This is a genomic window from Frankia sp. CcI156 (assembly GCF_001983015.1).
Lineage (GTDB): Bacteria > Actinomycetota > Actinomycetes > Frankiales > Frankiaceae > Frankia > Frankia casuarinae.
Window position 1 is genome coordinate 20,748 of the sequence record NZ_MOMD01000067.1, and the last position, 12,872, is coordinate 33,619.

Here is a 12,872-nt window from a genome sequence, read left to right on the forward strand (position 1 = left end):
GGCCGTCAGTCGGACCCGGACCCGGACCCAGCCCCGGACCCAAGGATCGCCTCGGCTTCCACTTCGACGACCCAACGCTCGTCGAGTAGTCCCGCAACGACGACCATCGTGGCGGCTGGGCGGATCGCGGCGAACAGCTCGCCGTGGACGGCGCCGACGGCCGGAGCGTGGGCGGGATCGGTGATGAACATCCGGGTACGGGTGACGTCACCGAGATCGGTGCCCGCCTCGCGCAGTGCGGTGCGGATGATCTCGAAGCACCGCCGGGTCTGCAGCTCAGCGTCCGGTGGAACCGTGTCGTCCGGCCACACCGGCCCAGTCCCACTGACGAACACGCGTTCGCCCACGCGGAGCGCCCGGGAGAACCCGATCGTGGCTTCGTAGGGTGAGGAGCCGGAAATCTTCTGACGTTCAGGATGCAACAGGATTCCCTGGGTAATCGGTGATCAAGGTGGAGGTATCCACACTTGTGGACAACGGTTGTGGATGAATAACACGGCTGGAAGCTCTGGTGGTTGTGCCGGGCGTGGCCATCAGGCGTCTGGCGTGCGGGCCGGCTATCGCCACTGGGTCGACACGGCCAGTCCGACGACGACAAAACCAAACCCGATAAGGATGTTMCAGCCGCCCAGCCCCTCCATCCCCAGGACGCCGCCGTTGGAGAAGTAGTAGACGAGCAGGTAGGCGATCCCGAGCAGGAAGAACGCGAGGATCAGACCGCCGAACCAGGGCGGGGACGGCGGCTTCCGCCTGCGTGCCGACGCGCCCGCGGTGGTGGTCGGGGTTGGCTTCTTGGGCTTGCGGCGTCGTGACTCGGGCACTGCGGAACTCCTCGATGGCCGTGCGTGGACGAGAGCGGCGACCGTCGTCGCCGTCCTCGTCCGGCCATCGGCGGTCTCGCGCTGGGTACCAGCGTAGACAGGGCGTCCGTGGAAACGCCGTTGCGTACCGGCCGGCGGGATTCACCTCCGGTCGGGGCCCGGGCGACGCCGACGTCGCGGCCGGTGCCGGGGCGATCAGACCCATGTGGCATCGAGAGCGCCATYGGCCGCGTAGCCTGCGCGGGAGGCGATACCTCCGACGCGGCGGACGGATCGCCCGGCCGGGCTGGTTGTGGCATGGTCGCGTGCCGCCCCCGGCGATTCATCGGCATGCATGGGTGAACCGTTCAGCGGGGCACCGAGGGAGATTGGGGACGACGGTGCACGGCGGGCTACGGCCCTGGCCCTGGCCGGGGGGCCGGTCGCGGCGGGTGATCTGGGCGGTGTCGCTGTTCTGGGCCGGCGTGCTGTCCGGCGTCGTGGTGCTGGACGGCGGCCCGTTCGATCGGGCCGGCCCGCGGGACACTGCCGCTTGGGCGGCCCAGGAGCGGGCGGGAGTCGCGCAGGTTGTAGACGAGGAGGCGGGCCGGGTGRCCGACCGCCGCGCCGGGCTGGACGCCGAGTCGCGGCGGCGCGCGACCACGGCGCAGGCCGTCCCGTCGGGGGCACCGGGCTTCGCGCTCGGGACCGATGCCGCCGCCCGGTCCCTGGTCGAGTCGCTGGCCGGTCCCGCGGGGTTGGCCCCGGTGCGCGGGCCGGCGCTGACCGTCGAGCTGGACGACGCCCCGCGGGAGGGCCGGGGTGGCCCGTACGCCCCCGGCGTGCCCGCCCCGAGGCCCGACGATCTCATCGTGCACCAGCAGGATGTCCAGGCGGTCGTGAACGCGCTGTGGGCCGGCGGCGCCGAGGCGATGAGCATCATGGACCGCCGGGTGACGGCACTGACGGCGGTCCGCTGCGTCGGGAACACTCTTCTGCTGCACGGCGAGGTCTTCTCCCCGCCGTTCCGGATCACGGCGATCGGGGAGGTCGCCGCGCTGCGCTCCAGCCTGCAGGCCAATCCGCAGGTCACGATCTACCGGCAGTACGTCGACGCCTACCGGCTGGGATACCGCGTCGAGGAGGCCGCCGACAGCCGGCTACCCGGCTACGACGGGCCGATCGACCCGTCCGGCATCGCCAGGCGCGGCTAGGAGAACGCCGCCGTCCGCAGGGTCTCGACCTCGGCGGACAGCCCCGGTGCGAGCCTGCGCGCCGCGCCGCCGTCGCCGCACTGGTCCAGCCAACGGGCGAGGATCAGGTGGCCGCCCTGGGTGAGGACGGACTCCGGGTGGAACTGCACGCCCTCGAGCGGGAGGCGTCGATGGCGCAGCGACATCACCACGCCGCTTTCGGTCCGGCCGGTCACCTCGATTTCCTCGGGAAGGGTGTCCTCCTCGACGGCCAGCGAGTGGTAGCGGGTCGCGACGAACGGCGACGGCAGGTCCGTGAGAACGCCGGTCCGGTCATGGCGGACGACCGAGGTCTTGCCATGCAGCAACTCCGGGGCGCGGTCGACGGTAGCGCCGAACGCGACCGCGATCGCCTGATGGCCCAGGCACACCCCGAGCAGCGGCATGCCGCCCGACGCGCAGGCTCGCACCATGGGAATGCTCACGCCGGCCGCCTCGGGCGTACCCGGTCCCGGGGAGAGCAGGACCCCGTCGACGCCGAGCGCGGCGAGGTCGGCCGGCGTCATCTCGTCGTTGCGGCGCACGATGCATTCGGTCTCGAGCTGGCCCAGGTACTGGACAAGGTTGAAGACGAACGAATCGTAGTTGTCGATCACCAGGATGCGCATCAGATCGTGACCTCCCGCGGCATCAGGCACCCTGCCGTGGGCGGCCGCAGTCCCATACTGCCTGAGCAGCCACGACCGCCTCCGTCGGCGCGACGACCTCAGGTGCCGCCACCGCCGGAACCGCCACCGCCGTTGCGGCCGCCCAGCAGCCCCCCCAGGCCGCCCGGCTTCGTCGTGGCCGGTGTCCCAGGGGTGGGATTACCCGTCGGGCTCGGCGAAGTGCTGGTCGGCTCCGTGGTCGGGGTGGGCCCGGTTGGCGTCTCGGTTGGAGTCGGCGGCGCGGTGGTCTGGATCTGCTGGGCGACGGACAGCGTGATGGTCGAACCCCGAGGGACGTTGCCGCCGGACGGGCTCTGGTCCACAACCGTCCCCGGCGCCACGTTGTTGTTCGCGACGGGCTGCTGRGCCGCCCTCAGCCCGTAGCGGCCGAGTTCGGCGGCGGCATTGTCGTACGTGCGGTTGCGCACGTCGGGAACGTTGACGTTCGGGCTGACCACGTTGAGCGTGACCGTGCTGCCGCGCTTGACGGCCGAACCCGCCTGCGGATCGGTGCTGTCCACCGTGCCGACCTTCTGGCTGGTCGGGTTGCCGTAGGCCATCGGGTTCGGGACCAGCCCCAACGCCCGCAGGGCCGCCTCGGCCTCGGCCTGGGTCTTCCCGATCAGGTCGGCGGGGATCTGGACGTCGTCGGCGGCCTTGCCGATCGACAGGGTGATCACCCCCTTGGCGGCGACCTCCTTGCCTTCGGCCGGGTCGACCGCCGTGACCCGACCGGCCAGGTCCGGTGAATCGACCAGCTTCGTGACCACCTCCCCCCCGAAGCCGGCGCTCTGCAGCCGGGCGCGGGCCTGCTGCTCGTTCTGCCCGACGAGGCCGGTCGGGACGAGGATCTTCTTCGTGGAGGCGGTGTTGTCACCGGTGCTGAGGAAGGTCGTGGCGAGCAGGACGACGGCGACGAAGACGATGACGATTCCGAGACCCGCGAGGATGTACTTCCACGCCTGGGAACGCTCCTGATTGGGAACGGCCCGCCGGTCGATGGCCCCGGTCACGTCGTAGCGGTCGAACGGACCGGTGCCGAACCGGCCGTCGTCGTAGGGGACGTCGCGGTAAGTGGTCTGGTCGTCGTTGCGGTAGTCGTCGTCGCGGTAGCGGTCCCGGGTGGGATAACCCGCTCGGTCACCGCGGCTGAGGATCGCCGTGCCGGGCGCGGCCGGGCCGAGGGTGGTGGCGGCCCCGCCCGCGCCACCACCTCCCATCATGGCGTGCACGCGCCGTCCGGCCAGCGCCCGTTCCAGATCGTCGCGCATCTCACCCGCAGTGCCGTAGCGGTCGTCGGCGTCCTTCTCCATCGCCTTGAGGACGATCGCGTCGGCCTCGGGGGAGATGTCGCGATCGTGAGCGGACGGCGGCAGCGGGTCCTCCCGCACGTGCTGGTAGGCCACGGCCACCGGGTTGTCCCCGCGGAACGGCGGCGACCCGGTGAGCAGTTCGTAGAGCAGCACCCCGGTGGTGTAGACGTCGCTGCGGGCGTCAACGCGGGCTCCTCGGGCCTGCTCCGGGGACAGGTACTGAGCGGTGCCGATCACCGCCGCCGTCGCGGTCATGGTCGAGGAGGTCGCGGTGGTGGCGCGGGCGATGCCAAAGTCCATGACCTTGACCGAGCCGTCCGGGCTGAGCATCACGTTCGCCGGCTTGATGTCGCGGTGGATGATCCCCATCCGGTGGCTGTAGTCCAGGGCGGCACAGACGTCGGAGKTGATCTCCATAGCGCGGCGTTCGGTGAACCGGCCCTCGGTCTGCAGCGCGTCGCRCAGGGTCCGTCCCTCGATGAACTCCATCACGATGTAGGGGATCTGCGCCCCGTTGATGAGGTCCTCGCCCGTGTCGTACACCGAGACGATCGCGGGGTGGTTCAGCGCGGCCGAGGACTGCGCCTCTCGGCGGAACCGGGCGAGAAAGGTGGGATCACGGGCGAGGTCCGGGCGCAGCGTCTTGACGGCGACCTCACGGCCGAGCCTGATGTCACGACCGCGGAAGACCTCCGCCATGCCGCCATAGCCGATGCCCTCGCCCAGCTCGTAACGCCCGCCGATGATCYGCGGCCCAGCCCCCGGGGCATACATCTCCGTCACGTCGGTCACGAATACTCCCCTGCCGTCGCCCCTCCCRCGCCGGAAATCGCCGACCCGGCGTTACCGCTGACGATTTCATCACCGATTGCGGTTGGGTAGACCACCCTCGGTGGTGTGGTCGCGGAGTTCGATGCGGAATTGCTGCCGGAGAACAACCTGTTGGTCGCGAATGCGACGATCACCACGGTGAGGATCAGCAGAATGATCAGAAGTGGCAGTGGCAGGGCGGGACGGGAGGCCGCCTTCGGCCGGTGCCGTCGAGCGGCTCGCCCCTCCCAGCCCGGCCGCAGATCATCCGGGCTGTCCGGGCCGGACGGACCTGGGGGGCCGCCGGGGGTACGGGCCCACGGCGGCGGACCCGGGTGGTAGGCGGTGCCGGGATCGCGGGGGCCGCCACGGTCCGACGTCCCGTAGGCCGAGCCGCCGTACGCCGACTCGGGGCCACCGTACGCCGTGTCGGGGCCGCCGAAGGGCGGGCTGTGCAGGGCCGTTGCAGGTACGTCGGGTCCGCCGAGCATGGCTTCCGGGCCATCGGGAACCGCCTGGGCGTTGTCCGGCGAAGCGCCGGTGCGCCCCGGTCCACTGGTGTGACCGGACGGTGGCGGTGYGGCCACCCAGGACGGTGGCCGGGTGCGCGAGGTGGATCGGGGCGGGCGAGCGGCGGCACCGGCGGGCGGGAGGACGGCGCCCGGCCCCGGATGGCGGGCGGTCGCGTCCGGTGCGCCGGGCCAGCGCGCCGGCTCCGGGCTCCACAGACTGCGCCGGATCCCGGCCGCCGAACGCGCGAATGCCCCCGCCGAACTGGGCCTGCGCGCGGGGTCCTTGGCCATCGCCGAGTCCACCAGGGCCCGTACCTGGTAGGGGATGTCGGTCGGCAGCGGGGGCGGGGTGTCCTGCTGGTGGGCCATCACGACCACGATGGGGTTGCGGTCGTCGAAGGGGCGGCGACCGGCGAGGCACTCGTACGCGACGACGCCGAGCGAGTAGACGTCGCTCGCCGGTGTCACCGGACGCCCGGACGCCTGCTCGGGGGACACGTAGTAGGCCGTCCCCATCATGATGCCGGTGGCGGTGAGCGGCGCGGCGTCGACCGCGCGGGCGATCCCGAAGTCGGTGACCTTCACCGCGCCGTCCGGGCGCAGCAGCAGGTTGCCGGGCTTGACGTCGCGATGGACCACGCCGAGGGCGTGCGCGGCCTGCAACGCGTCGGCCGCCTGCCCGAGGATGTCCAGCGTGCGTTCCGGGGACAACCGCTTCTCCCGGTGCAGCGCGGCGGAGAGGGGCTCCCCCTCCACCAGCTCCATGACCAGGTAGGCGGTCGGGTAGTCGTCGGCGGTCGCGACCTCGCCGTAGTCATAGACCGAGGCGACGCCCGGGTGTGACAGCCGGGCGGCATGGCGGGCCTCGCCGCGGAACCGCACCAGGAACGACTCGTCGCTGGCGTACTCCGGGCGCAGCAGTTTCACCGCGACGGGGCGGCCGAGGGTCAGGTCCAGGCCACGCCAGACCTCACCCATGCCGCCGGCGGCGATCCGCCCGTTCAGGCGGTACCGGTTGTCGAGGACGGTGTTCGGCGACGCGGCGCCGGCGAAGGGCTGCGACGGGGAGATGGGATTGCCCGGGGAGTTGTTCATGGCTTGTCCAATGCGGCCTGTATGACCTGTTTCGCGACGGGGGCGGCGACGGCACCACCGGTACCCAGCTCGCCGCCGCCGTCCTCGACGATGACGGCAACCGCGATCTTCGGAGCGTCCGCCGGGGCGAACCCCACGAACCAGGCGTGCGGCAGGCTGGTGCCGTGCTCGGCGGTCCCCGTCTTCCCGGCGACGGTGACGCCGCCGATCTGCGCCCGCCGACCGGTCCCCGACGTCACCACGCTTTCCATCATGGTCGTGAGCTGGGYGGCCACCTCGCTGCTCACCGGTTCACCGAGTTTCTTCGGCTCGGTTTTGCTGATCCTCTTGAGGTCCGGGCTGCGTAGTTCGGACACGATATAGGGCTTCATCTCCGTGCCGTCGTTGGCGATCGCCGCGACCACCTCCGCCATCTGTAGGGGCGTGACCCGGACGTCGTACTGGCCGATCGCCGACTGCGYGGTCTGCGCGGCGTCGAGCTTGGCGGGGAAGACGCTACGGGCCTGCTGCAAGGGGAAGTCGGGGAAGGTCGCGTTCAGGCCGAAGGCCTCGGCCTGCCGGCGCAGGGTGTCGGCACCGAGATCGATACCGAGCTGTGCGAACGCGGTGTTGCAGGAGATGGCGAGCGCGTGAATGAGGGTGTCGGTCTCGCCGTCGCCGCAGCGTTCGCCGCCGAAGTTCGGCAGCCGCACGGTGCTCAGTGGGAGCGGTAGCTCATCGGKTGCCGCGACACGAGTGTCCGGCGTCCTGCCTTGTGACAGCGCGGCGGCGGCGGTGATGAGCTTGAAGGTCGAACCGGGCGGATAGGTCTGCTGGGCTGCCCGGTTCAGCAGCGGTTGATCTGGATTGCCCGACAGCAGCCCATAGGCATTGGCCGCGGCCTTCTCATCATGGGCCGCCAGCGCGTTCGCGTCGTAGGAAGGGTTGGTGACCATCGCCAGGATCGCGCCGGTCGACGGCTCGATGGCGACCACCGCGCCCTTGCGGTTGCCGAGCGCCTCCGCCGCCGCCTTCTGGACGGCGGGGTTGATCGTGGTGACCACGGAACCGCCGCGCCGCTCCGCGCCGGTGAACAGGCCGGTCACCCGGCTTGCGAGCAGTCGGTCGTCGTCTCCGGACAGGAAGACGTCCTCGGACCGCTCCAGGCCGGCCGCCGTGAACAGCGTGTAGTAGCCGGTAACGTTGGAGTAGAGCTGCCCGGCCGGATACTGCCGCTGGTACTTGTACTGGTCGTTCGACRGCACCGAACGTGCGATCTCCACGTCACCGGCGACGATCGCGCCCCGCTGTCGTTCCAGGCGCTCGGTGATCTGACGCCCGTTCGTCGGCTGGGACTTGAGGCTGCCCGCCTCGCCCACCTGGAGCCAGTTCGCGTTCACCAGGAGCGCGGCGAAGAGGACCATGCAGGCGACGGCGACCTTGCGCACCGTGCGGTTCATGTCGTCTTCACCACCTGGGTGGGACTCTCTGCAACCGCGCCCGGGTCGAACAGGGGGGCATCCGGCACCGGTTCGGGTGCGCGGCGGGCGGCGTCGCTGACCCGCAGCAGCAACGCGATGATCGCGGCGTTGGCCACGATGGACGACCCGCCGTAGGAGACGAACGGCAGCGTGAGCCCGGTCAGCGGGATGAGCCGCATGACCCCGCCCACCTGCACGAACACCTGCAGCGCCAGGGTGAAGGACAGCCCGGCCGCCARCAGTTTGCCGAACGGGTCCTTCGCGCCGAGGGCCGCGCGCATCCCGCGCAGCACGACCAGGGCGTACATCATCAGGATGGCCATGACGCCGGTGAGACCGAGCTCCTCACCGAGGCTCGCCATGATGAAGTCGGTGTTCGCGAACGGCACCTTCTGCGGGTGCCCCTCCCCGAGCCCCGTACCGGTGATGCCACCGGCGGCGAAGCCGTAGAGGCCCTGCACGAGCTGGTACGACGTGCTCGACGGGTTGTCACCGTCGAAGGCGTGCAGCCAGCCGTCCACCCGGACCTGGACATGGCTGAACATGCTGTGCGCGATCACGGCACCGAACAGAAACAGCACGAAGCCGACCAAGAGCCACGATACCCGCTCGGTGGCGACGTAGAGGACGACCATGAACATTCCGAAGAACAGCAGGGACGAGCCGAGGTCCTTCTGCACGATCAGGATGCCCAGGCTCGCCAGCCACGCCACCAGTACCGGCCCGAGGTCGCGGGCGCGCGGGATCCCCATCCCGAGAAAGGAGCGGGAGGCCACCGAGAGGACCTCGCGTTTGTTGACCAGATAGCCGGCGAAGAAGATCAGAAGAATGATCTTCGAGACTTCGCTCGGCTGGAAGGAGAACGGCCCGATCCGCAGCCAGAGGCGCGCGCCGTTGATGGTCGCGCCGATGCCCGGCGCGATCGGCAGCACCAGACCGACCAGACCGACCAGGCCGGCCGTGTAGGCGTACCGGGCGAGCGAGAGATGATCGCGTACCAGCGCCAGCACCAGGATGAAGACGATGACCGCCAGCAGGGTCCAGACGAGCTGCGTCTGCGCGGCACCGGGCGGAATGTGGGTTCCCGCCCGCTCGGCGGCATCCGCCTTGGCGAGGTCGAGCCGATAGATCATGACCAGGCCCAGGCCGTTGAGCGCGACGACGACCGGGAGCAGCACCGGGTCGGCGGCCGGCGCGAACCTGCGTACCGCCAGGTGGGCCAGCGCCCACAGGCAGAAGAAGCCGAGACCGATGGAGAAGATCCCGAGCGAGACCTGGCCGATGTCGGCGAAGGTCAACGCGGCGAGCGCGCTGGTCGCGAGCACGCCGGCGAAGATCATCAGGATGAGCTCCCGGCGCCGGTACGGCGGGAGGTTGGTGCCGGTGGGCAGCGGGAAACCGGCGAAGGTCGCGGTGAGGTCCGCCGACCTCGGCCTGCGTAGCGGAGGTAGGGGGATCGGCGGGCGGGTCATCGCTGGCCTGAGATCACGGTGAGGGGGTGGGGACGGGTGTGGTCGGGCATCCCGGGACCGTGACGCCGGCACCGGTCGCCGGCTGGCACAGGGCGGTGGACAGGAGGGAGGAGCCCGAGGTGCCCGACGGCACCTTGGAACGGTCGGTCGGACTCGGACTCGGACTCGGGCGTACGGAGGGCGTGGCCGGGGTCCGTAGGCGCGAGATGATCTTTTCCGCATCGTCGCGGCTGCCGGCGCGGATGCCTCGTCGGAGCTCCGCCTGATCGGGCTCYGCAACCTCCGACAGTGGCTGACGGCGGGGGAGTACCACCGAGGACAGCGGAATGCCCTTCACTCCCTGGAAGAGGGCGACGTGTTCGTCGTCGACGCCGACATAGTACTGCCCGCGCACGTAGGTCCACCCGGCCGCGGCACCGGCCGCGATGAGCACGAACACCACGGTGGAGACGAACAGGACCCGCCGCCCGGAGCGCCGTCCCCCGGATCCTTCCGGGTCGGAGTCGTCGCCGTCGTCGTCGCCCCGATCGCTGGCCTGCGCCTGGCGGTCCCGCCGGTGGAAGCCCGGCCGACCGATACGGGCCGCCTTCGCCGCCGCGGACTCGTGGTCGGGGTACTGGGGATTCGGCCCGCTGCGGGCCGGCGACGCGCCGGGAACCGCCCGCTTCTCGGCCGCCGCGCCGGCTACGAGGGGATAGGGCTCCGCCTCGCCGTGGTCCTCCTCGATGTCGGCGACCACGACGGTGATGTTGTCCGGGCCGCCGCCCTTGAGGGCCAGGTCGACCAGCTGGTCGACCGCCTCCTGCGGGGTGGGCAGCAGCAGCGTCTCGAGGATTGTCTCCTCGCTCACCACCCCCGACAGGCCGTCGGTGCACAGCAAGTAGCGGTCTCCCGCGATCGCCTGGCGCACGGAGAGATCGGGCTCGACCTCCCGACCGTCGAGCGCCCGCATCAGCAGCGAGCGCTGCGGATGGGTGTTCGCCTGCTCGGGKGTGATCCGACCCTGGTCCACGAGATCCTGCACCAGGGTGTGATCGTGGGTGACCTGGCTGAGGACGCCGTCGCGCAGCAGGTAGGCCCGGGAATCGCCGACGYGCAGCACCCCGAGCATGTCACCGGAGGAGAGCACGGCGGTCACCGTGGTGCCCATGCCGTCCAGCGCGCTGTTCTCCAGCGACATCTCGCGCAGCTGCCGATTGGCGTCCCGGACGGCCTCGTTCAGCTCCGTCACGAGATCGTCGCTGTCGATCGCGTCGTCGAGATCCGCCAGGCGGGAGATCACYGTTGAGCTGGCGACCTCCCCCGCGGCATGACCACCCATGCCGTCGRCCACCGCCAGCAGGCGGAGCCCGGCATAGGCTGAATCTTCGTTTCCTTCCCGTACGTGCCCGACATCCGAGCGGACGGCGAAGTGAAGCCTGAGGCTCACCGGTGGAGCTCCAGGACCGTCTTCCCGATCCTGACCGGCGCGCCGAGAGGTACCGGCATGGGACTGGTCACCTTCGTACGGTTGAGGAATGTGCCATTGGTCGAGCCCAGGTCCTCCACGAACCACTGCCCGTCGTGGGGCACGAGTCTCGCATGCCGCCCGGATGCGAAGTCATCCTCGAGGACCAGAGTCGAGTCCTGTGCCCGTCCGATGGTGACAGGTGCCGTTCCTAGCGGGATCGTTGTGCCGGTCAAGGGGCCTTTGGTCACCACGAGTTTGCTAGGTGTCTGTGGCTTGCGTGGAGGTTGGGGTGGAGTGCGCGGCGGCGTCGGCCGGACCAGGGGGGGCGGCTCGCGCCGCTGCTGACGCTTGGTGGGGCCGAACATGTCCAGCCGGACGGCGCGCACGGCGACCAGAACGAATCCCCAGAGGAGGGCAAGGAATCCGATCTTGACAACCAGCAGTACGAGTTCGCTGGGTTCAGTGGGGTCCATCGGGCGCTACCAGCCTCGAGCCGATCTGGGCCGGCCACGTCGACCATCCCCGCCGGGAGGCTCCGCGGCGGCGCGGCCGGGGAGCTCCGTGTCGGCGTCGTACACGTCGTCGAGGGGTTCGAGCCCATMGGGCGGCGAACCGGAGCCGGGCCGGCGGCCGGGGTTGCTCGGCTCGCGGTAGGGGTCGGCTCGCCGAGGAGCGTCGGCTCGCCGAGGAGCGTCGGTTCGCCGAGGAGCGTCGGCTCGCCGAGGAGCGTCGGCTCGTCCCTCACGCCCGTCACGGGGGTCACGGTGATAGGGGTCACGACCACCGTGGTCGCGCGGCTGGTCGTAGCCGTGATCCCGTTCCGGTGTCCGGTCCCGGTACGGGTCCCTCCGGTTCTGGTATGAATCGTCCCGGTACCCCGGCCCACCGCGCCGATCACGATCGGCGTACGGGTCGACACGGCCGGCGTGTGGCGACGAGCCGCGCCGGTACGGGTCGTCCGGCGCGGGCGTGGGACGGCGGTCCGGCGGGATGGTCTCCCGGCCCCCGGCCTGGGCCGGCGGAGGTGTTCCACGGGCGCCCACGCGCGCCGGACCATTCCCCCGCCCGTCCTCGCGACGGAAGACGATCGTCGCGGTACCGAGCTCGATCTTGTCCCCGTTGACCAACTTGACCTGCGTCGCCGCGCGACCGTTGACCAGRCTGCCGTTGGTGGACCCGGCGTCGACGTAGAGGAACTGCCCGTCGGGAAGCCGGCGTATCTCGCCGTGGCGACGAGACACACCGGTGTCGTTCAGGCGGATGTCGCACTCGACGCTGCGGCCGATCACGGTCGTCTCGGCGTCCAAGGGATACTCCCGTTCCCCTCCGCCCGCGGGCCCTCCCGGGGCCTTCGTGGTAATGACGAGGTGCGGGGTGCCGGGAGCGCCCGGTCGGGGAGGGCGTGCGCGCCGTTCAGTCACCGCTCCCGGGTCCGCGGCGGCCACGCTGCTGCGGACCCGGAAGACGCCGACATCGAGATCGGTGGCCTCGGACATCCGCACGGACACCGGGCCGACGAAGGTGTAACGCTGCTCGGCCGCATGCTCGCGAACCATCTCGGCGAGCTCGTCGCACAGCGCCCGGTCGTAGGGGGCGAGCCGGGCGAAGTCGCCGCCGGCGAGCTCGACGGCGAACTCGTTGGGCACCAGCACCCGGTTCGAACTGACCGCCCGCCGATCGTCGGTTTCCCGGGCCAACGCGCTGGCGATCTCGACGGGCTCGACTCCGCCCTTGAACACCTTCGCGAACGCACCCTCGACGAGGCCGCCCAGGCGCCGTTCGAAGCGTTGTAGCACGCCCATGCTCGACCTCCCTTCTCCCGGTCTGTGAGATCGTATGCCCCCGGGCGCGGACGTCCCACGGCTCGGCAGCTTGACATGTTCGCGACRGGCCCGACCCCCCTCCGTGAAGGACATCTCCGGCGTGGTAGCGTGTCGTCTGGTCAAGAGATAGTCCCACTCGGGCGAGTGGCGGAATGGCAGACGCGCACGGTTCAGGTCCGTGTGTCCTAGCGGACGTGGGGGTTCAACTCCCCCCTCGCCCACGCAAGCCCCTGGCGG

Annotated in this window: 11 protein-coding genes and 1 tRNA gene; 2 read left to right on the forward strand and 10 right to left on the reverse strand. The window is 70.7% G+C overall.

The annotated features are described in order from the left end of the window. Positions 1–5: 5 nt before the first annotated feature. Together CcI156_RS20445 and CcI156_RS20450 are read right to left on the reverse strand one after the other, a co-directional pair. Complete coding sequence (locus tag CcI156_RS20445) at positions 6–422, reverse strand: RidA family protein (RefSeq protein WP_023840020.1); 417 nt, start codon at positions 420–422, stop codon at positions 6–8. 135 nt (positions 423–557) lie between these two features. After that, positions 558–821, reverse strand: coding sequence for a cell division protein CrgA (locus tag CcI156_RS20450; RefSeq protein ID WP_076807606.1), 264 nt, complete (start codon positions 819–821; stop codon positions 558–560). Positions 822–1,252: 431 nt separating this feature from the next. On the opposite strand from CcI156_RS20450, the gene CcI156_RS20455 reads away from it, so the two are divergent. Then, the gene (locus CcI156_RS20455; protein ID WP_371681830.1) at positions 1,253–2,014 is read left to right on the forward strand and encodes a DUF881 domain-containing protein; all 762 of its coding nucleotides are present in this window, start codon (positions 1,253–1,255) and stop codon (positions 2,012–2,014) included. Here the strand turns inward: CcI156_RS20455 and CcI156_RS20460 are convergent. From CcI156_RS20460 to CcI156_RS20495, 8 genes are all read right to left on the reverse strand, one after another. Beyond that, positions 2,011–2,661 carry an aminodeoxychorismate/anthranilate synthase component II gene (locus CcI156_RS20460; protein ID WP_011438791.1) on the reverse strand — a complete coding sequence of 217 codons (651 nt, stop codon included), beginning with the start codon at positions 2,659–2,661 and terminating at the stop codon, positions 2,011–2,013. The two genes, CcI156_RS20455 and CcI156_RS20460, sit on opposite strands and share 4 nt — an antisense overlap. A 98-nt stretch (positions 2,662–2,759) precedes the next feature. Continuing rightward, complete coding sequence (gene pknB / locus CcI156_RS20465; RefSeq protein ID WP_076807611.1) at positions 2,760–4,805, reverse strand: Stk1 family PASTA domain-containing Ser/Thr kinase; 2,046 nt, start codon at positions 4,803–4,805, stop codon at positions 2,760–2,762. Beyond that, positions 4,802–6,430, reverse strand: coding sequence for a serine/threonine-protein kinase (locus tag CcI156_RS20470; protein ID WP_076807613.1), 1,629 nt, complete (start codon positions 6,428–6,430; stop codon positions 4,802–4,804). The genes pknB and CcI156_RS20470 overlap by 4 nt, the downstream gene beginning before the upstream one ends. After that, positions 6,427–7,869 carry a penicillin-binding protein 2 gene (locus tag CcI156_RS20475; RefSeq protein ID WP_076807615.1) on the reverse strand — a complete coding sequence of 481 codons (1,443 nt, stop codon included), beginning with the start codon at positions 7,867–7,869 and terminating at the stop codon, positions 6,427–6,429. The genes CcI156_RS20470 and CcI156_RS20475 overlap by 4 nt, the downstream gene beginning before the upstream one ends. Beyond that, the gene (locus CcI156_RS20480) at positions 7,866–9,362 is read right to left on the reverse strand and encodes an FtsW/RodA/SpoVE family cell cycle protein (RefSeq protein WP_011438787.1); all 1,497 of its coding nucleotides are present in this window, start codon (positions 9,360–9,362) and stop codon (positions 7,866–7,868) included. The genes CcI156_RS20475 and CcI156_RS20480 overlap by 4 nt, the downstream gene beginning before the upstream one ends. A gap of 13 nt (positions 9,363–9,375) precedes the next feature. Continuing rightward, entirely contained in the window at positions 9,376–10,791 is a 1,416-nt protein-coding gene (locus tag CcI156_RS20485) for a PP2C family serine/threonine-protein phosphatase (protein WP_076807618.1), read from the reverse strand. After that, a complete protein-coding gene (locus tag CcI156_RS20490; protein WP_011438785.1) occupies positions 10,788–11,285 on the reverse strand; it encodes an FHA domain-containing protein in 498 nt (165 codons plus the stop codon). Before CcI156_RS20490 ends, CcI156_RS20485 begins: the two co-directional genes overlap by 4 nt. A 6-nt stretch (positions 11,286–11,291) precedes the next feature. Then, positions 11,292–12,614: a DUF3662 and FHA domain-containing protein gene (locus CcI156_RS20495; RefSeq protein ID WP_076807620.1), complete on the reverse strand. Its 1,323-nt coding sequence runs from the start codon at positions 12,612–12,614 to the stop codon at positions 11,292–11,294. Positions 12,615–12,773: 159 nt separating this feature from the next. On the opposite strand from CcI156_RS20495, the gene CcI156_RS20500 reads away from it, so the two are divergent. Beyond that, positions 12,774–12,856, forward strand: a tRNA-Leu gene (locus CcI156_RS20500). Positions 12,857–12,872: the final 16 nt, after the last annotated feature.